This is a genomic window from Lysinibacillus sp. CTST325, from assembly GCF_054665055.1.
In genome coordinates this window covers 1-20,257 of record NZ_BAAFHO010000014.1, presented here as the reverse complement: position 1 = coordinate 20,257, position 20,257 = coordinate 1, and the positions used below count along the sequence as shown (strand labels likewise).

At 39.6% G+C, this 20,257-nt stretch carries 18 protein-coding genes, 1 rRNA gene and 1 riboswitch; of the genes, 1 reads left to right on the top strand and 18 read right to left on the bottom strand.

From position 1 onward, the window contains the following. Nucleotides 1-11: 11 nt before the first annotated feature. From pcrB to ACYQ73_RS22625, 4 genes are all read right to left on the bottom strand, one after another. The gene (gene pcrB, locus ACYQ73_RS22640) at nucleotides 12-701 is read right to left on the bottom strand and encodes a heptaprenylglyceryl phosphate synthase (protein ID WP_387085082.1); all 690 of its coding nucleotides are present in this window, start codon (nucleotides 699-701) and stop codon (nucleotides 12-14) included. Nucleotides 702-811: 110 nt separating this feature from the next. After that, entirely contained in the window at nucleotides 812-1,132 is a 321-nt protein-coding gene (locus ACYQ73_RS22635; protein WP_004225717.1) for a YerC/YecD family TrpR-related protein, read from the bottom strand. 15 nt (nucleotides 1,133-1,147) lie between these two features. Further along, nucleotides 1,148-2,203 carry a DUF3048 domain-containing protein gene (locus ACYQ73_RS22630; RefSeq protein ID WP_460014512.1) on the bottom strand — a complete coding sequence of 352 codons (1,056 nt, stop codon included), beginning with the start codon at nucleotides 2,201-2,203 and terminating at the stop codon, nucleotides 1,148-1,150. 49 nt (nucleotides 2,204-2,252) lie between these two features. After that, nucleotides 2,253-3,974, bottom strand: coding sequence for an adenine deaminase C-terminal domain-containing protein (locus ACYQ73_RS22625; RefSeq protein WP_460014511.1), 1,722 nt, complete (start codon nucleotides 3,972-3,974; stop codon nucleotides 2,253-2,255). A 200-nt stretch (nucleotides 3,975-4,174) separates the two neighbouring features. On the opposite strand from ACYQ73_RS22625, the gene ACYQ73_RS22620 reads away from it, so the two are divergent. Next, the gene (locus ACYQ73_RS22620) at nucleotides 4,175-4,624 is read left to right on the top strand and encodes a hypothetical protein (protein WP_460014510.1); all 450 of its coding nucleotides are present in this window, start codon (nucleotides 4,175-4,177) and stop codon (nucleotides 4,622-4,624) included. Nucleotides 4,625-4,990: 366 nt separating this feature from the next. Here the strand turns inward: ACYQ73_RS22620 and purD are convergent, their stop codons facing one another. The 14 genes from purD to rrf all read right to left on the bottom strand — a co-directional run bounded on the left by purD (nucleotide 4,991) and on the right by rrf (nucleotide 20,246). Continuing rightward, nucleotides 4,991-6,247 carry a phosphoribosylamine--glycine ligase gene (gene purD / locus ACYQ73_RS22615; RefSeq protein WP_460014509.1) on the bottom strand — a complete coding sequence of 419 codons (1,257 nt, stop codon included), beginning with the start codon at nucleotides 6,245-6,247 and terminating at the stop codon, nucleotides 4,991-4,993. 74 nt (nucleotides 6,248-6,321) lie between these two features. Then, entirely contained in the window at nucleotides 6,322-7,848 is a 1,527-nt protein-coding gene (gene purH, locus ACYQ73_RS22610; protein ID WP_460014508.1) for a bifunctional phosphoribosylaminoimidazolecarboxamide formyltransferase/IMP cyclohydrolase, read from the bottom strand. A 402-nt stretch (nucleotides 7,849-8,250) separates the two neighbouring features. Beyond that, the gene (gene purN / locus ACYQ73_RS22605; protein ID WP_460014507.1) at nucleotides 8,251-8,820 is read right to left on the bottom strand and encodes a phosphoribosylglycinamide formyltransferase; all 570 of its coding nucleotides are present in this window, start codon (nucleotides 8,818-8,820) and stop codon (nucleotides 8,251-8,253) included. Beyond that, nucleotides 8,820-9,875: a phosphoribosylformylglycinamidine cyclo-ligase gene (purM, locus tag ACYQ73_RS22600; protein ID WP_460014506.1), complete on the bottom strand. Its 1,056-nt coding sequence runs from the start codon at nucleotides 9,873-9,875 to the stop codon at nucleotides 8,820-8,822. Before purM ends, purN begins: the two co-directional genes overlap by 1 nt. An 86-nt stretch (nucleotides 9,876-9,961) precedes the next feature. After that, nucleotides 9,962-11,386 (bottom strand): amidophosphoribosyltransferase, encoded by a 1,425-nt coding sequence (purF, locus tag ACYQ73_RS22595; RefSeq protein ID WP_370079167.1) that lies wholly within the window; start codon nucleotides 11,384-11,386, stop codon nucleotides 9,962-9,964. Next, nucleotides 11,362-13,596 carry a phosphoribosylformylglycinamidine synthase subunit PurL gene (purL, locus tag ACYQ73_RS22590; protein ID WP_460014505.1) on the bottom strand — a complete coding sequence of 745 codons (2,235 nt, stop codon included), beginning with the start codon at nucleotides 13,594-13,596 and terminating at the stop codon, nucleotides 11,362-11,364. The genes purF and purL overlap by 25 nt, the downstream gene beginning before the upstream one ends. After that, entirely contained in the window at nucleotides 13,583-14,266 is a 684-nt protein-coding gene (purQ, locus tag ACYQ73_RS22585; protein ID WP_460014504.1) for a phosphoribosylformylglycinamidine synthase subunit PurQ, read from the bottom strand. Before purQ ends, purL begins: the two co-directional genes overlap by 14 nt. Before the next feature lie 2 nt (nucleotides 14,267-14,268). Then, nucleotides 14,269-14,517: a phosphoribosylformylglycinamidine synthase subunit PurS gene (purS, locus tag ACYQ73_RS22580; RefSeq protein ID WP_049668772.1), complete on the bottom strand. Its 249-nt coding sequence runs from the start codon at nucleotides 14,515-14,517 to the stop codon at nucleotides 14,269-14,271. A 2-nt stretch (nucleotides 14,518-14,519) separates the two neighbouring features. Next, nucleotides 14,520-15,230, bottom strand: coding sequence for a phosphoribosylaminoimidazolesuccinocarboxamide synthase (gene purC / locus ACYQ73_RS22575; RefSeq protein ID WP_460014503.1), 711 nt, complete (start codon nucleotides 15,228-15,230; stop codon nucleotides 14,520-14,522). A gap of 98 nt (nucleotides 15,231-15,328) precedes the next feature. After that, nucleotides 15,329-16,624: an adenylosuccinate lyase gene (purB, locus tag ACYQ73_RS22570; protein WP_460014502.1), complete on the bottom strand. Its 1,296-nt coding sequence runs from the start codon at nucleotides 16,622-16,624 to the stop codon at nucleotides 15,329-15,331. A 13-nt stretch (nucleotides 16,625-16,637) separates the two neighbouring features. Next, a complete protein-coding gene (purK, locus tag ACYQ73_RS22565) occupies nucleotides 16,638-17,762 on the bottom strand; it encodes a 5-(carboxyamino)imidazole ribonucleotide synthase (protein WP_460014501.1) in 1,125 nt (374 codons plus the stop codon). Continuing rightward, entirely contained in the window at nucleotides 17,759-18,247 is a 489-nt protein-coding gene (purE, locus tag ACYQ73_RS22560) for a 5-(carboxyamino)imidazole ribonucleotide mutase (protein WP_460014500.1), read from the bottom strand. Before purE ends, purK begins: the two co-directional genes overlap by 4 nt. A gap of 321 nt (nucleotides 18,248-18,568) precedes the next feature. Continuing rightward, nucleotides 18,569-18,667: riboswitch (purine riboswitch) on the bottom strand. 93 nt (nucleotides 18,668-18,760) lie between these two features. Further along, nucleotides 18,761-18,955: an NETI motif-containing protein gene (locus tag ACYQ73_RS22555; RefSeq protein WP_323655716.1), complete on the bottom strand. Its 195-nt coding sequence runs from the start codon at nucleotides 18,953-18,955 to the stop codon at nucleotides 18,761-18,763. Between the two features lie 1,175 nt (nucleotides 18,956-20,130). Further along, nucleotides 20,131-20,246, bottom strand: a 5S ribosomal RNA gene (gene rrf / locus ACYQ73_RS22550). Nucleotides 20,247-20,257 lie beyond the last annotated feature (11 nt).

Sequence of the window (20,257 nt, the reverse complement as noted above, 5' to 3'; positions counted from 1 at the left end):
TTGTTCTTATATTATATATTATTTTTTACAGCCTTAACAGTCGCAAGTGCAGCTTTTAAATCTTCGTAAATAATATTACCAACTACTACTGTATCTGCATATTTTGCCATTTCTGCTGCTTGCTGAGCAGATGTAATGCCGCCACCGTAAAACAGTCGTGTATTTTTCAGTTCATTTTTCACAGCACTTACAACCTCAATATCGCCATAAGTACCGCTATACTCTACATAAAATACAGGTAGTCTAAAGAAATTTTCAGCCATACGTGCGTAGGCAACAACATCATCAATGGATAAATCCGTTTTCGCATTCGTTACTTCCGCTACTTTACAATTCGGGTTTAAAATACAATAACCTTCAGCAACTAATTCATCCCATACCATAATATCTCCATATTCTTTTATTGCTTCATGATGTAAATTTTTAATCCACTTTGGATCATCACTATTCAACACGGTTGGAATGAAATAATAGTCATAACCTGGTGTTACTGAATCAATCGCAGAAATTTCAAGCGCTATTGGCACTTCAAAGCGTCTTACACGAACAAGTAAATCTAATACACCATCCAAAGTTACACCGTCTGTTCCGCCAACTATAATAACATCTGTACCTGATTCACAAATTTTTTCTAATGCCTCATCAGAAATATCTTTAGCTGGGTCTAGCTTGAACACATGTCTCCATTCTAAATAATCCATCTATTTTACCACCTATCATTTTCTATCTATTCGTTTACAAGTATAGCTTATGACTGTCTACAAAAAAATGAAAAAGACTGGGTAAAAACTCTACCCAGCCCCCTTACCTGCTATTCTTTTGGTGCTTGAAACGGCTTTTCATCTGGATACAAACGACCTAACATTTCATCATATGTATCATTCCCATAATCAAAGCAACGACGTACACGTGAAATAGTTGCTGTACTTGCACCTGTTTCCTTCTTAATGGATTCGTAGGTTTTCTTTAAACGTAGTAAATGCGCAACCTCAAAGCGTTGTGCCAGCGATTGAATTTCACTAATCGTACATAAATCATCAAAAAACTTATAGCATTCTTCGATGTCTTTCAGCTCTAACACCGCTTTAAATAATTGATCTGTTTGATGCCCTCGAATTTTTTCGATTTGCATGCAATCTTCCTCCCTTTAAGGCTGTGTTTTCACCATTGCTTGTAACCCTGGTGAAGTTGGTACGAAATTTACCCAAGACTTCCCTGGCACTAGCTTAACAAGCTCACCAGACTCTTCTACAGCCATTGGTATTCCATCAATATTAGCCCATTTGACTTCTCTCATATAGCCATTTTGACATACATACGCTTTTCCACCAGAAGTTAAATCAATTTCTTGGCGCCCCTCATTATCAATCGTTCGATGTTTCATTTCAAAAAAAAGAACATTTGAAATTGATAATGTGTCGCCTGTTAACATATCCTTTGTGTCAACGCCAGCCGATTGTCGTCCATAACGATTACTTTGCTTATCATACAAATACGAATTATGGAAATACTCACTATTTCCGTAGTAAATGTCCACTCGACTTGTTTCATTGCCTATTTTACCACGTTCATCGGGTTCATAAAAAGCCTCTTCTACTTTTTCATGGTAACTCATTGAAGCGCCCACTTTTTTCGCTCCATTTAATATATTTTCAGACGTAATATACGAATTGTGTGGAGCAACACGATCTTTTGAACGTTTAAAAAGTGTGCCATCATAATCCATACCATTTATATTGTCGACTACATTATTAGTAAGCATCGATTTTGCCTCTGGGCTATAGCCATGAGCTACGTAAAATGCATCATAGCCTTTCGCAAGATCAACAAAATAAGATCGAGCACTACGAACAGGTCCTACAGTTTCTGGCAGTTCACTTTGATAAACTGCTAATAAACGGGTAACATTACCTTCTGCCAGCATTTCATAAATGATATCTGCCGCTTCTATTCCTGATTGTGGACGTGCTTTCGGGTGATTATTAACAGTAACAATAATTGGACGTTGCGTAATTTCTTCTTTCACAGCTTCACCTGTTAACGGCGCAACAAACGCTCCTTTTTGAACGGGCTCTTCAATAGCTGTTCCATCGTCAACCTTGTTCGAATCATCTTCCTTCACTTCCGACGAATCTTTTGAACATCCTCCTATCAATAAGGTGCTAAAAGCCATTGCGATAAATAGTTTCTTCGATTTGAACACAAGCATTACTCTCCTTTTATCAATTCCATCTACCATAGGGAAACTTCAATTAACGCATCACTGCTGGTAATAATAACTTATTCTTCATTACATCAAAAATCCCTTTTGGCGTTATACGAATATATGGTAAATGTGTCGATTGTAAGAAAAGTAAAGAATAAATTGCGTCTCCTAAGTGGTAACCACGTTCCGCTAATGCTTGTTTTAAGAACTTCTCTTTTTCTGCTAGCTCCTTCACATCTCCATCATATAAAAGACCGCCAATTGTTAAAGGAACGGTAGCAATTACTTCGCCTTTTTCAACAAGGACAATACCTCCACGCATTGCCTTCATTTCCTCAAAGGCTTTAATCATATCGTCTTTATTTTTTCCAATCAGTAAAATATCACCTGTATTCGAATAAGATGAGGCAAAACCTTGAACACTAGTAGCAAAACCTTTAATCATCGTGTTAACATGCCATTTGCCATCTCTATTCATAAGCATTAAATAACATTCATCATGATCTGCAAGCTGCCCTTCTCTAGTAATTAATGAGTTATATGGTTTCGTAATAACATCATTGACCAACTCAATCCCAAAAGGCATCGAGAATTGAAAATCATGAGATGTTAATGAAAAATCTAAGTCAAATGTAGGTAACGCTGAATAATCAATTGTAGCAAGTTTTTGCACTTGCTCTCCATCGCGTTTTAGCCAAACACCCTTCGATAGTACGCTCTCAGGAACTGGATGCCATTCATCTTGCAAAATATTAAGAGAGGCAAATCGACCCGTTGCGATAAAACCATGTAAGTTGGACATATTATAATAACGTGCCACATTATAGGAAGCCATTTGATAAGCGTCTATTGGTGCTACACCTGCATCTAAGGCTACTTGAATACATTTATCCATCACACCATCCTCATGAAAAGAAGGTGGTGAGCCATCTGTTGTCATCATTAAATGATCAAAAATAGGTAGCTCTTTTTCGACTATTCCCTTTAATAAATCTGGTAAGTCTGGACGTATTGAAGAATGACGCAGTGTTACAGCATATCCTTGCATAATACGTCTTTCTACTTCTTCCACTGTCATAGCTTCATGATCACCATCTGCACCGAGTAGCTTCATACGTGCTAAAGTTCTTTCTGATGCACCAGGGAAGTGCCCTTCTATTTTTTTCCCGTAGCCCTTAGCCATTTGCATTCGATAGAGCATTTGGTCATCTCCATGTAACAACCTTGGCCAGCCCGTTAATTCGCCTCCAAGTAAAACATCATCTCGTTCCAACCATTCTAAAATGGACGTATTAGAAAAAATCTCTTCCTCCTGTTCCATTTCAGTTTGCGAATCAAAACGAGTCCACCAATAAAATGAAAACGGGAGCTTTTTCAAATCATCTAGTATTGAAAACGCTTTCTTATTTTCTAAAGATAAAACGAAGCTTAAATTGTCTGAAATAAAAGTTGTAGTTCCTAGCTGTCCACAAAAATCAGCAAAAGATTGCGGATGGTATAACTGGAACGGATGAACATGTGGCTCAATATATCCTGGTACAATTGTTTTATTCGTACAATCGACCACCTCTGTCCCTTCTAATAACGGAGGCATTCTATCACCAGCATAGACAATACGATCTCCTAAAATCCAAATATTCCCTACTACCCACTGTTTGAGCATGCTATGTAAATAACGTGCATTTTTTAATACAATATCCGGTGCATTTTTACCATCTATTACAGCTAATTGCTGACGTAATTCTGTAATTTTCCATACTGGATCCATTCTATTCGCCCCTTCCTAAATTACGTAAAATTTCATTGTGTAAATCCTACGTGAAATCACATACTACTACTGCATAAACGCTTTTTTTCATAAAATTAATGCTTTATGCAATCATCTTGTTTCAATCGTAACACAGCACTTTCATAAAACAAAGTGCACCCCGCTTTATTTTTTCCACAATGACTAAAGGAGGAAATATTATGATGCAAGAATCGAATTTAAGCGAAAAAAATGCCTTTTGTCGCTTTGCTATGGGTGTAAGTTTAACGGCATTCGGTATCGCTAAGGTCTCAAGAAATCCTGAATGTACGAAAGGTCGATTGATGATTGCATTTGGTGCCTTTAAAATGGCTGAGGGTATCTTTAAGTATTGCCCTACTAAAGCTTTACTGTGCTCTAGTATGGAGAATACTATGAGCAACAGCAACAACAATAGCACCGGCAACTCTTCTATGCAAAGTATGTTCAGCGGACAAAATTCTATGTCATCTGAACAAATCGATAAACTCATGAAGGATTTCTCCTCTGCTATATCTGGAAATACGTCAGGATCGAGCGCAAATGCATCGAAGCAATCTGACTCCAGCACTTCAAATCCAAATTCCTCAGAAAGTAAAAGTTCTACAAATAAAGCACAAAATCCTTCTTAGTCAAAGGAGCCGTCTCAACTGTACAGTTGAGACGGCTTTCACCCTTTTTAATCCTACGTTTGAAAACAATAAGAAGTTTCATTGCATGATTAAAATATTTAATTTTACCATAGTGTGGGTTGATTTCCGTTCCGACTGGGCGCTTTCCTGGGGGCATCCGATGAGCCGCTTCACTCGCTTTGCTCGCTCCAGGGTCTCATCTGTGACGCTAATCCCCAAGGAGTCGCCCAGTCTCCACTCCAATCAACTAAATACATAACATGTGTTCTAATAAATGCCATTCTAAATTTCTAACATTAAGTATTTTTTCCATAAAACATATACTACGAGCAGGGGCTCTTCTGCCTCTCTTTTCTCGTGGAAATACTATTTAAACGTACGCCAGCCGATATCTTTGCGGTAGAAGAAATTGTTCCATTTTTCAGTTGCAATACCTGCGTATACTTTTTCTTGTGCTTCTTTTAAAGTAGATGCCTTTGCTCCAACTAATAAAACTCGGCCACCATTACCAACAAAGTTCTCATCTACAAGCTTTGTACCTGCGTGGAATACTGCGTGTGAAGCTGATAGTGAATCTAGGTTAGGTAATGTATTTCCTTTTTCAACGTCCCCTGGATAGCCTTCAGCGGCAATAACTACACCTAGCATTGCTTCTTCAGACCATTGCAAATCAAATGGCTTTTCATCCATCAATGCAGTCATAAATGCGCCAAAATCGGATGCCATACGTGGTAAAACTACTTGTGTTTCCGGATCTCCAAAGCGTGCATTAAACTCAATCACTTTTGGACCATTTTTCGTTAAAATCAAACCTGCATATAAAATCCCTGTAAACGATACACCATCTGCCTCCATACCTTTCACGGTCGGTTCAACAATCGTCTTAAATGCATCATCCACTACTTCTTGTGAGATTTGAGGTACTGGCGAATAAGCTCCCATACCCCCTGTATTTGGTCCTTTATCGCCATCATAAGCACGTTTATGGTCTTGAGCAATCACCATTGGATAAATCTGACCTTTATGGACAAATGACATAAAGGAGAATTCTTCCCCGTCTAGGAATTCTTCAATGACAACTCGAGAAGAGGATTCACCAAAACGTTGGTTCCCAATCATATCCTCTACAGCTTCAATTGCTTCATCTTCAGTCATTGCTACAACTACACCTTTACCAGCTGCCAAGCCGTCTGCTTTGATAACGATTGGTGCACCTTGCTCTTTAATATAGGCTATAGCCTTTGTAGCTTCAGTAAACGTTTCATGTGCTGCTGTTGGGATATTATATTTATTCATAATTTCTTTCGCGTATGATTTACTGCTTTCGATTTGTGCGGCTGCCTTTGTTGGACCAAATACTCGTAAACCACGAGCAGTAAAGAAATCTACGATGCCTTCAGCAAGTGGTTGTTCAGGTCCTACAAAGGTTAAATCTACTGCATTTTCTTTTGCAAATTGTGCAAGACCTGCAAAATCCATAGTATCAATAGCAACGATTTCTGCATCGCTTTTCATGCCATCATTACCAGGTGCTACAAATACTTTATTAACAGATGGTGAAATACTAAATTGTTTGGCGATAGCATGTTCTCGACCGCCACTTCCAATGACTAATACTTTCATTTTAGGGAATCCTCCTATTTGTAAGTAAGACCGAGATGAACCAACATCTCGGTCTAGTTTTTAACGTGTTCTGGTTAGTGTTTGAAATGACGTATGCCAGTAAATACCATCGCAATGCCGTATTCATTCGCTTTATCGATTGAATCCTGATCTTTGATAGAGCCACCTGGTTGAATAATGGCTGTAATGCCAGCTGCTGCAGCTGCTTCTACAGTATCGCTCATTGGGAAGAATGCATCTGATGCTAGTGCTGCACCTTTTGCTTTTTCGCCAGCTTGCTCAAATGCGATTTTAGCTGCGCCAACACGGTTCATTTGTCCAGCACCAACACCAAGTGTCATTTGAGAATCTGTCACAACGATAGCGTTAGATTTAACGTGCTTCACAACTGCCCAACCAAGTTGTAAAGCTTTCCATTCTTGTACTGTTGGTTCACGGTCTGTAACAACTTTAATATCTGCATTAGAAAAACCGTAGCGATCTGGTTCTTGTACAAGAAGACCACCTTCAACTGATACAACATTGAATTTGTCTTGTTTTGCTTGCTCGAAAGGAATTGTTAATAAGCGAATATTTTTCTTCTTCGTTAAAATATCAAGTGCTTCTTGAGAGAAAGCTGGTGCAATGATAATTTCTAAAAAGATATGGCTTAATTTTTCAGCAGTTGCTGCATCTACTTCCATATTTAAAGCAATAATACCACCGAAAATAGATGTTGGATCTGCTTCATACGCTTTATCAAACGCTTCTTCTAATGTTGCGCCCGTTCCAACACCACAAGGGTTCATGTGCTTTACAGCTACTGCTGCAGGCATTTCAAACTCTTTGACAATTTGCAATGCGGCATTCCCGTCCTGAATATTGTTGTACGATAATTCTTTACCATGCAATTGCGTAGCATAAGCTAATGAAAAATCAGAACCTAGACGTTTTTGATAGAACGCCGCTTTTTGATGAGGGTTTTCACCATAGCGTAAGTTTTGTTTTAATTCATATGTCATTGTTAAGCTCTCTGGGAACTCTTCTTCTGTTAAGTAGTTTGATATATATGAATCATAAGCGGCTGTGTGACGGAAAACTTTTGCAGCTAACTTACGACGTGTTTCAATTGTCGTAGCACCATTAGCTTTAAGTTCCTCTAATACGTTCGCATAGTCATTGCTATCCACAATTACTGATACATATTGATGGTTTTTTGCTGCAGAACGTAACATTGTTGGACCACCGATATCAATATTTTCGATAGCGTCATCCCATGTTACATTAGGCTTTGAAATTGTTTCAACAAACGGATAAAGATTGACACAAACAATCTCAATTGGTTCAATTCCATGCTCGTTCATTTGTGCTTGATGAGAAGCATCGTCAAACTTTCCTAATAGTCCACCGTGAATCATTGGATTTAAAGTTTTTACACGACCATCTAAAATTTCAGGGAATTTAGTTACTTCATCTACTGCTGTTACGGCAACATTATTGTCTTGTAACATTTTTTTCGTACCACCAGTTGATAAAATTTCATAACCTAATGCTACTAGTTCTTTTGCAAATTCTAAAATACCATCTTTATTGGAAACACTGATTAATGCACGTTTTGTCACAACAATATCCTCCTAATTTTTAGGATCATCACCAGAACGTCTGGTTGATTTCCGTTCCGGCTGGGCGCTTTGTTGCTGCCGCTACGTTAGCACTACGCTTTCGCACAGAGCAAAGCTTTCTGGGGGCGTCCGATGAGCCGCTTGGGGCAACAGGATGTTGGTCACGAAGGCGTTATCACAGGACGTGATGGTTTTAGCCTTCGTTCCTCTATTCGCTAATCCCCAAGGAGTCGCCCAGCCTCCACTCCAATCAACTTATTTTCATAGTAGACTTTTTAACAAAAGTCATCCACAACTTTTGGTGATGAACCAATTTTCATCGTGTTTGCCACGAATATATCTTGCTATTATTGATAGAGTTAGGCTGTATTGTTCCAGAAGACCTAACTCCTCACCACTGAATTACTTTAATAATTGCTGTAAAGCTTTTGTATATAGTCCATGCTCTTCCTTATGAACGGCCTTTTCTGTTGCTTCACGGTCACCTTCAACAACTTGAACTGCCGATTGGGCAATAATAGGTCCTGTGTCCATACCTTCATCTACAAAATGGACGGTTACACCTGTTATTTTGACTCCGTGTTCCATTGCTTGACCAATGGCGTCCTTACCAGGGAAAGCCGGTAATAGTGAAGGGTGAATATTCACGATGCGCTGTGGGTATGCAGTTAGTAATACTTCACTAATTAAGCGCATATAACCTGCAAGCACGATCCATTCTACATGACATTTATGGAGAGCCTCGATAATAGCAGTCTCGTAATCTGCTTTTGAAGAAAACTCTTTCGGACTTAAAGCTAGCACTGGAATACTATAGTTCTCAGCACGTGTCACTACAAATGCACTAGGCTTGTCTGTGACAACAAGTTCGATTTTTGCATGAAGTTCGCCACGTTCAACGGCCTCTTGAATAGCTTGAAAGTTACTGCCGCTACCTGAAGCAAAAACGGCAATTTTAATTGGTGCCGTCATTACACTAAACTCCCATCATGTGAGCCATTGAATACAACACCCTCGCCTTTCACAACGCGACCGATTTTGTATGCTTTTTCACCATTTGCTTCTACTGTAGCAAGTACTTTATCTACTTCATCTGCAGGTACAGCTAACACGAAGCCAATACCCATGTTAAAGACATTATATAAATCCTTGTCCTCTAACTGGCCTTTTTCTTTTAAAAACTCGAAAATACGTAAAACAGGCCAAGAACCTAAGTCAATTTCAGTTGCTAAACCTGCTGGCATCATACGTGGTAGGTTTTCATAAAAACCACCGCCAGTTACATGTGCACAGCCATGAACGTCTGCTGCTTTTAAAGCTGCAAGTACAGGTTTCGCATATAATTTTGTTGGCACTAACAAAGCTTCCCCGATAGGACCAAGATCCTCGTAGCCTTCCACAATCGAATCAACTGCGTAATGATTATCTGCAAAGACAATTTTTCGCACTAATGAGTAACCGTTTGAATGCACTCCACTTGAAGCAATACCAACAAGCACGTCACCCTCTACGATTTTCTCGCCTGTTACGATGGCTGATTTTTCACAAGCTCCTACTGCAAAACCAGCTAAATCATACTCATCTTCTTCATAAAGACCAGGCATCTCTGCAGTTTCTCCACCGATTAATGCCGCACCAGATTGCACACAGCCATCTGCAACACCCTTTACAATTTGCTCAATTTTCGCTGGCTCTGCCTTGCCAAGTGCTACATAATCTAAAAAGTACAATGGTTCAGCACCTTGCGCTACGATATCATTGACACACATCGCTACACAGTCCACACCAATCGTGTCGTGCTTGTCCACCATAAACGCTAGCTTTAGCTTTGTCCCAACACCATCTGTACCTGAAATAAGAACAGGTTCCTTAAGATTTAGTTCTGACAAGTCAAACATACCGCCAAAACCACCAAACGTGCCCATCACACCTAGACGGTTTGTTCGTTCAACGTGAGACTTCATTCGTTTTACGGCTTCGTAGCCTGCTTCAATATTTACACCTGCTTGTTCATATGCTTTTGACACGCAGAGTTCCTCCTTATCATCCAAATCGCCTTGGCACATCTGAATCTAGATTTGTCATCATCGCTAGACGTGTTTAGATGTTTTTCTTAACGTAATAGTTCTTTTTCGTGCGGTAAGATTGTATCTGGGAAAATTTCTGTTGGATATTTACCTGTAAAGCACGCTAGGCATAATCCTCGGTTTTCATCTTCATATGGTCTTGCAATCGTCTCCACCATACCTTCAACAGAAAGGAATGTTAGTGAATCGGCTCCTATAACATCACGTATTTCATCTACATTGTGGCTAGATGCAATCAATTCTTCATGTGTTGAAGTATCAATACCGTAATAGCAAGGATCCGTCATCGGTGGTGAAGAAATGACAACATGTACTTCTGCCGCCCCTGCATCTTTTAACATTTTTACAATACGTCGTGAAGTTGTACCACGAACGATTGAATCGTCCACCATCACTACACGTTTACCTTTTACGACTTGAACAACTGGGGAAAGCTTCATTTTCACACCGCGTTCACGTAATTCCTGTGTCGGCTGGATAAATGTACGACCTACATAACGATTTTTAATAAGACCTAATTCATACGGAATGCCACTTTCTTCTGCAAAGCCGATTGCTGCTGAAATACTTGAATCAGGGACCCCTGTTACAACATCAGCTTCAATATGTGCACATTCACGAGCAAGCTGTTTGCCCATACGTTTACGTGCCATGTGGACGTTAATACCATCAATATCAGAATCAGGACGTGCTAAATAAACGTACTCCATCGCGCACATTGCACGTTTATCCATATCTACAAAACGATCAGATTTTACACCCTCATCGTTAATAATTAATAACTCACCAGGTTCAACAGATCGAACAAATTCTGCACCTATTAAATCAAATGCACAAGTTTCAGAGGCTACAACCCAGCCATCTCCTAGCTTCCCAAGAGATAATGGACGTAAACCATGTGGATCACGTGCAACAAGCATTTCATCTTTAGTCATAATTAAGAACGAATACGCACCCTTTAATAAAGATAGGGCATTTTTCACTTTCGCACGGAATGGTGAATGCGAGCTTTTCTTAATAAGATGCGCTAACACTTCAGTATCGGAGCTAGAATGGAAAATACTACCTTGACGCTCTAAGTACTGTTTTAAGTGCGTTGCATTGACTAAATTACCGTTATGAGCAATTGAAAGGCTACCAGTTGAGGAGTGGAATAATAATGGCTGTACATTTTCAATTCCGCCTCCTCCAGCAGTCGTATAACGGACATGAGCAATCGCTGCTTTTCCGTCCACTGCCTTTAATTTCTCTTCGTTGAAAACATCATTAACTAGTCCTTCGCCTTTCACCGCGCGAAGATGCTGACCGTCAGAAACGACGATCCCAGCGCCTTCTTGGCCACGGTGTTGAAGAGCATGAAGCCCGTAATAACTAAGGTGTGCTGGATTTGAGTTGCCCCAAATACCAAACACCCCACATTCTTCGTTTAAGCCTCTGAGTTCAGCAAGCATGGGATTGCTCCTTTCCAATTAGAACGGAATTCCTCCACTGTACCTTCTACAAGCACACCGTTGTCACCGTTGATTTTAACAAGCGCATCGTTTGTTACGACACCGATTTTCATTGCGTCTTTTACAATTTCTACAAATGCAGCTACATTTTCTTCTTTCACTGTTACAACAAAACGAGATTGTGTTTCACTGAATAATGCTGTTGTAGCAGAGCCTGTTAATGTCACATCAAGACCTAAACCATTTGCGTCAAATGTTGTTTCAGCAAGCGCAACTGCAAGGCCACCTTCTGCTACATCATGTGCAGATTGTACGATTCCTGCTTTAATCGCTTTAAGCAATGCTTCTTGACGTGCAGCTTCAATCTGTAAATCAATAGCTGGTGCTTTGCCTGAAATAACCCCATTATTTAATAATTTTTGAAGCTCCGAACCACCGAACTCAGTTTTTGTATCGCCGATCACAAATACTACATCACTAGCAGCTTTTACTTCTTGAGTTGTTACATGTGCTAAATCTTCAATTAGTCCAACCATACCGATTGTTGGTGTTGGATAAACCGCTTCGCCAGAACGTTCGTTATAAAGAGATACGTTACCACCGATTACTGGTGAATTTAGTGCTGTACAAGCAGCTGATATACCATCAGCTGATTTTTCAATTTGCCAGAAGATTTCTGGTTTCTCAGGATTACCGAAGTTTAAGCAGTCTGTAATCGCTAATGGTGTACCACCAGTTGCTACGATATTACGAGCAGCCTCAGCTACAGCAATGGCACCGCCTACCTCTGGATCTAGGAAAATATAACGAGAGTTACAGTCAGTAGTCATCGCTAATCCTTTGTTCGTACCGCGAACACGGATAACGGCTGCATCAGAACCTGGTGCAACGACTGTTGATGTACGAACTTGATAATCATATTGATCGTAAACCCACTCTTTTGAAGCAACTGTTGGTGCTTTTAAAAGTGCATTTAATGTTTCTTTGTAATCTGTTACTACTGGTTCTGTGTTTTCCATCGCTTGGAACTCAGCATAGTAAGCAGGCTCTGCAGATGGTTTATGATAAACTGGTGCATCTTCTGCAAGGGCATCAGCAGGTACTTCAGCTACAACTTCGCCATTGTGTAATAGGCGCAGCATTTTATCATCCGTCACGTGACCAATTGCCACAGCATCTAAATCATATTTATCGAAAATCGCTTTAATTTCATCTTCGCGACCTTTTTTCACAACAAGTAGCATACGCTCCTGAGATTCTGATAGCATCATTTCATATGCTGTCATGCCTGTCTCACGTTGAGGTACTAAGTCTAAGTTCATTTCTACACCAGAACCAGCTTTAGAAGCCATTTCTGCTGATGAAGAAGTAAGACCAGCGGCACCCATATCTTGAATACCTACTAACGCGTCCGATTTTACAACTTCTAAACATGCTTCAAGTAAAAGTTTCTCCATAAATGGATCTCCTACTTGCACTGCTGGACGTTGGTTCTCAGATTCTTCTGTTAACTCTTCAGATGCAAATGTTGCACCATGGATACCGTCACGACCTGTTTTAGCACCCACATACATCACTGTATTCCCTACACCAGCTGCGATTCCACGTTGAATATCTTTGTGATCAATTAAACCTACACACATTGCATTCACTAGTGGGTTGCCTTCATAGCAAGGGTCGAATTGAATCTCGCCACCTACTGTAGGAATCCCGATACAGTTACCGTAACCTGCGATACCAGCAACTACTTCTTCAAATAAATATTTACCACGTGCTGATTTTAATTCACCAAAGCGTAGTGAGTTTAGCATCGCAATTGGACGTGCACCCATTGAGAAAACGTCACGGATAATACCACCAACACCTGTAGCAGCACCTTGATAAGGCTCAATTGCTGATGGATGGTTATGTGATTCCATTTTAAATACAACTGCTTGTTCGTCACCAATATCTACGATACCAGCACCTTCACCTGGACCTTGTAAAACTTGTGGACCCTTTGTAGGGAATTTACGTAATACTGGTTTAGAATTTTTGTATGAGCAGTGCTCAGACCACATTACTGAGAAAAGACCTGTCTCTGTCCAGTTTGGTAGACGTCCTAAAATACCTTCTACCATTGCAAATTCTTCGTCTGACATCCCCATACCAGCGTATAGCTTTTGCTCTTTAATTTGCTGTGCTGTTGGCTCAAACTTAGTTGTTGACATGATTTTCCCTCCACTGCTTCACAATTGATTTAAATACTGCTAGACCGTCTGCTCCGCCCACCAGTGCATCAACAGCTCGCTCTGGGTGAGGCATCATACCTAGTACATTGCCGCGCTCGTTTGTAATCCCTGCGATATCTTCTAAAGAACCGTTTGGATTTTCGCCTGAGTATGTAAACGCGATTTGATTGTTATCTTTTAATTGTTGTAAAGTTTCCTCGTCACAGTAATAGTTACCTTCACCATGGGCGATTGGAATATTGATTATTTGACCTTGCTCATATTGGTTTGTGAATAATGTATTATTATTTTCAACTTTAAGCTGGATTGTACGGCACATGAATTTTAAATTTTTGTTACGAAGTAATGCACCTGGTAATAAACCCGCTTCAGTTAAGATTTGGAAGCCATTACATACTCCTAATACTGGCTTACCAGCATCTGCTGCCTTCTTAACCTCAGCCATAATATTAGATTGGTTGGCCATCGCACCACAGCGAAGATAATCCCCATATGAGAAGCCTCCTGGTACTAAAATGCCATCAAAGCCACTTAAATCTGTTGCTGTATGCCATACATATTCTACTTCTTCACCTAGCTCGTCTTTAATCGCATGATACATATCGATATCACAGTTTGACCCAGGGAAAACGAGTACTGCGAATTTCATGATTAGTTAGCCTCCTCGACTTCGTAGCGGTAGTCTTCGATTACAACGTTAGTTAAAACCTTTTCACACATTTCTTTTACTAGAGTATCAATATCACGTTCTGTATCTTTAATTACTAGTTCAAGATATTTACCGATACGTAAATCTTCTACTTCAGCGTAACCCATTTTCACTAAAGAACCTTGTACAGCTGAACCTTGTGGATCAAGAATGCTCTCACGTAATGTCACGTAAATTTTAACTTTTTTCATTGTTATTTGCCTCCGAGTCTAGAAAGTATAATAGTATAAACTTCAGTTAAATTACCAAGGTCTCTACGAAAGACATCTTTGTCTAACTTTTGCTTTGTAGTTGCATCCCAAAGCCTGCATGTATCTGGTGATATTTCATCTGCCAGTAGTACATTTCCGTCATTGTCACGTCCGAACTCTAATTTAAAGTCAATTAGTGTAACGTTGACATCTGCAAATAATGGCTGCAAAACTTTGTTCACTACAAGTGCACCATCATAAATGGCTGTCACTTCCTCAGGTGTTGCAAGATCAAGTACGTCAATATGCTCCGTTGTAATGAGCGGATCGCCTAGTTCATCGTCTTTATAATAAAACTCAACGATTGGGCGTTTTAATGGTGTACCTTCCTCAAAGCCAAGACGTTTCGCTAAACTACCTGCCGCTATATTACGAACTACGACCTCAATTGGAATAATATCTACCTTTTTTACAAGCTGCTGCGTATCAGATAATTGTTTTACGAAATGTGACGCAATTCCGTTTGCTTGTAATTTTTCGAAAATTAAAGAGGTAATGCGATTATTTAATACGCCTTTGCCTTCAATTTCTTCTTTTTTCCCACCATTAAACGCTGTTGCACTATCCTTGTATTCAACGAGTAACACATTTGGCTCCTCTGTTGTATACAATTTTTTTGCTTTACCTTCATACAAAAGTTGACCTTTAATCATTTCGTTACTCCCCCTGATATTATGAAATACACGCGTATTGTTCAGAATTGAATCATACGTATACGATTCAATTCTGTAACATCCGCTAGTGACTCTACTTAGTTAAGTCCAAGACGCTCAAAAATCATATCTACATGCTGTAAATGGTAGTTGTAGTCAAAGCACTCATCTAGCTCTTCTTTCGTTAAATACGATGTAATTTTTTCACTTCCATCGACTAACGTACGGAACTGAACTTGCTCGTCCCACGCCTGCATCGCTAAAGGTTGTACTGTATCATACGCTTCCTCACGCACTAACCCTTTATCGATAAGTGCTAATAAAATACGTTGAGAGTAAATTAGACCAAAAGTGCGACCCATATTACGTTTCATGTTTTCAGGGAATACTGTTAAGTTTTTCACAATGTTACCGAAACGATTTAACATATAGTTAAGTGTAATCGTTGCATCCGGTAAAATTACGCGCTCTGCAGATGAATGTGAAATATCACGCTCATGCCATAATGCTACGTTTTCATAAGCCGTTACCATATAGCCACGCATTAAACGTGACATACCAACCATGTTTTCAGACCCGATTGGATTACGTTTATGAGGCATTGCTGACGAGCCTTTTTGACCTTTCGCAAATGCTTCCTCAACTTCACGCGTTTCAGATTTTTGCAAGCCACGAATCTCTGTTGCAAATTTCTCTATTGATGTAGCGATTAATGCCAACGCACCTAAATATTGAGCATGGCGATCACGTTGTAATGTTTGTGTTGAAATAGGTGATGCTGTAAGTCCTAATTTATCGCATACATATTGCTCAACTTTAGGATCGATATTGGCATATGTTCCAACTGCTCCAGACATTTTTCCTGTTTCAATTACTTTTGCCGCAGCATCAAAGCGTTCTAGGTTACGCTTCATTTCTTCATACCATAAACCTAGTTTTAAGCCGAAAGTTGTTGGCTCAGCATGAACACCATGTGTACGTCCCATCATTACCGTATGCTTATGCTCTTTCGCTTTTGCTGCAATAATATCAATGAAATTCACGATGTCTTTGCGTAAAATATCATTCGCTTGTTTAATTATATAAGAAAGGGCTGTATCAACTACGTCCGTAGAAGTTAAACCATAGTGCACCCATTTTCGCTCTTCACCAAGTGTCTCAGAAACGGCACGAGTAAATGCTACAACATCATGACGTGTTTCTTTCTCGATCTCTAAAATGCGATTAACATCAAATGAAGCATTTTCACGAATTTTAGCTACATCCTCTTTTGGGATGTCTCCAATTTCTGCCCAAGCCTCACATGCTAAAATTTCAACTTCTAACCAAGCTTGATATTTATTTTGTTCTGTCCAAATTGCGCCCATTTCGGGTCTTGTGTAACGTTCGATCATTGCGTTTCTCCTTCTATTCTGACCAAATGCCAGAACTCTCGATTTGTTGTAGTGTTTCTTCTAAGTTTTTTGTCATAATCGTTACGTGGCCCATCTTACGGTTCACCTTAGCTTCAGCTTTCCCATAAAGATGTATAGACCATTCAGGATATTTAGCAATTGAGTTACTAAGTGGCATGACATGCTGCCCTAAAACATTTACCATAATAGATGGTGCCCAAAGTTGTGGTTTACATAATGGCCAACCACAAACTGCACGTATATGCTGGTGGAACTGTGAAACGTTACATGCTTCTATAGAATAGTGACCTGAATTATGAGGTCTTGGTGCTAATTCATTAATAACAATTCCACCATCTTCTAATACAAACATTTCTACAGCTAATGTCCCTACTAAATTTAGATAATCAGCAATTTTAAAGGCTTCTCTCTCTGCAGCCAGTGATGTTTCCTCTTTTATACGAGCTGGTACAATCGTTTCATGTAAAATATGATGAACATGAATATTTTCTCCAACTGGCTGACAATATGATTCACCATTACCGTTTCTTTGAACAATGACAGATACCTCTTTAACGAAAGGTACAAATCCCTCAACAATACATTGTGAATGAGAGAAAAGCCTTTTTGCTAACGGTAGGTCTTCTGCAGATTTTAAAAGCTGCTGCCCCTTGCCATCATAGCCACCTCTTGCTGTTTTGACTATACAAGGATAACTAATCCTATCGATATTGGCTAGTAAATCTTCATATGTATTTACAACCAAATAAGGGGCTACTGGACAACCTGCGTTCACAATCGCTTCTTTCTCAGTCACACGATCTTGTGTGATGCGTACTAGCTCTGCCCCTTGTGGGACGTAAGCCATTTGTGTTAAACGTTTTAAGCCTTCATAATCGATATTTTCAAATTCATACGTTATAACGTCACTAACCTCGGCAAGTTCTTCTAAAGCTGCCTCATCATCATATGGGGCTACAATACGTACATCTGCAACCTGTCCACCTGGTGAATCCATTGATGGTTCAAGAACGGCGATTTTAAAGCCTGCTTCTTTAGCAGCAAGTGCCATCATCCGTCCAAGCTGCCCTCCTCCGATAATACCTATCGTCTGCCCGGGGTAAATTATCTTTGTCACACTAAGTCACCTGTGCTTTCCAGTACTTGTTGCTTCGTGGCTTCACGTCTAGCATCTAGTTTATTAGCAAGCTCTACATCTGTTGTCGATAAAATTTGCGCTGCTAGCAAGCCTGCATTCGTCGCTCCCGCTTTGCCAATCGCCACTGTTGCTACAGGTACACCTCCAGGCATTTGAACGATTGATAATAAAGAATCCAGACCGTTAAGAGCACGGGATTGAACTGGTACACCGATTACCGGTAACGTTGTTTTAGCTGCTACCATTCCAGGTAAATGCGCAGCTCCACCTGCACCAGCAATAATTACTTGAATACCTCGCTCACGTGCTGATTCTGCATACTCAAACATTAAATCAGGAGTACGATGTGCAGATACAACCTTTTTCTCGTACTGTACCTGTAATTCATCTAAAATATCACATGCATGTTTCATTGTTTCCCAGTCACTTGAACTCCCCATAATGACACCGATTTTCGGATTCATGATTGTCGCTCCTTTTTAACGTTAGAAAAATGATCAAATATTTTATAGCTACATTCTTTACTTTATCAATTATGCCTCGGCATAATTGCGTCCGGAATCGGCTTTGTGCTTGCACAAAGAACTCCTTTCCGATTTCCGTGACATCCGCCGGAGGCTTTAACTTATTTCAGCGGATGTTTGGACACCCGCTGAAATAAGTTAAACAAAGAAAATCCTCAAATAAACTACTCCCTAGCATACACGTGAAAGCAGTTTACTTGAGGACTTATTATGAAAAGAATATGAAATGTACATTTCTGCACATAAACCTTCCCGTAACATGCCAAAAGCGCTTTCCCGCATAGTCCAGCATTTACGGTGCCGGGTAGAGACACTAGAGCCAATCCTCTAGCATATATGTGGGATTTATTTGTTTTTCCTTCTCATATTTTAACAAGCCATTCCACTATCGTCAATGCAAAAATGCGAACAATTTATTTTAGCTATATATAAACGTTCGGATTTTAGTCAAATTCACTCGGAATCTTGCCATAACATCGCTTTAAATTGTATTTTTTGACGTAAATACGTTGGTTCTCCATTGACTAAATGAAAAATCGGTTCTTCTTTTCTTCCCACTGCCATATAACCATCTCGCCGCATTCTTGCCAAACAATCTTCGATTGACTCGTTTTCTTCTACTTCATACCAAATTTGTTTTTTTCCCAAATCTTTCTTCCTTTCAATCTTGTTTCCAATTATTTTCCCTTGTATGAATCCCATTATACCTTTAGTTTGTTCCTTTAGTATGTATGATTCATTAATAAAATGCTTTTCAGCATAGCGTGAGGTTGATTTTCGTTCCGACCGAGGGCGTCCGATGAGCGGACTGGACAAACAGCGAAAGCGTAGCGGCAGCGACACGATGTTGGTCACGAAGGCGTTATTACAGGACGTGATGGTTTTAGCCTTTGTTCCTATAGTGCTAATCCCCAAGGAGTCGACCACCCTCTACTCCAATCAACTTTATACATAGCAAACGTTTTAATAAATATCATTCTCAACTTTTGGTGGCCAGCTATTAAAAAGGAATTATATTTTTATTGTTACTAATCGAAGACAAATTAAAAGAACTGCAGAAAAATAAACTGCAGTTCTTTATTAAGGATTTTGAAATCCATAGATTCCAATTAAATATGCACACAGGAACAGGAACATTAAAAAAGTATTGAGTACAATCAAAACCATACGGCTATCGCCATTAATACCCAAAACTGCGCTAATTATTCCTAGTCCTCCTAATATAAATGGCATAAATATACTTAGATCGTAACGGGAATTAAAAAAACTACCATACCATTTTGATGAATCATAGCCAAACATAAAGAATATAATCGTTAAGGAAAATATAGATATAGCAGAAAAAATGTTACGCCTCATTTTTTAATTCCCTCAGTAAAACATTTGTAACTGACGTTTCACTTACGTTACATAAAACATTTGCTGAAAGAAGTTAAAATTCGCTAATAAAGCTCGTCCTACTTTATTTTGAGGCAATATCCGATGTGAGGCTTCCGCCCGAAACGTTCTGGTGACTGCCTCTTCTTCTTTAATTTTTTGGGCATTCCAACAAGTTGTAAGAATCTCTCTTGATGCGTTCTATCCGTCTGTTCGTTGATTCTATCAGTCGTTTTTGTTTCTACGAGCACAAATGTGTTGCTTCCCCCGAAACATTCTACAGACAGTCTGTTTTGCTTTATTTTTTCGGCAGGTTGGGTTGGTTGGTTGGTTCGTTCATACAACTGAATTTATTATGTAAATTTTAACATTTAAATAAGTATATCATTTTATTATTAATTTATAAAACAAAAAAGCCGAGGAATAAATCCTCGACTTTTCCAGGTGCCTAGCGACGTCCTACTCTCACAGGGGGAAGCCCCCAACTACCATCGGCGCTAAAGAGCTTAACTTCCGTGTTCGGTATGGGAACGGGTGTGACCTCTTTGCCATCATCACTAGACTATTGTCGGC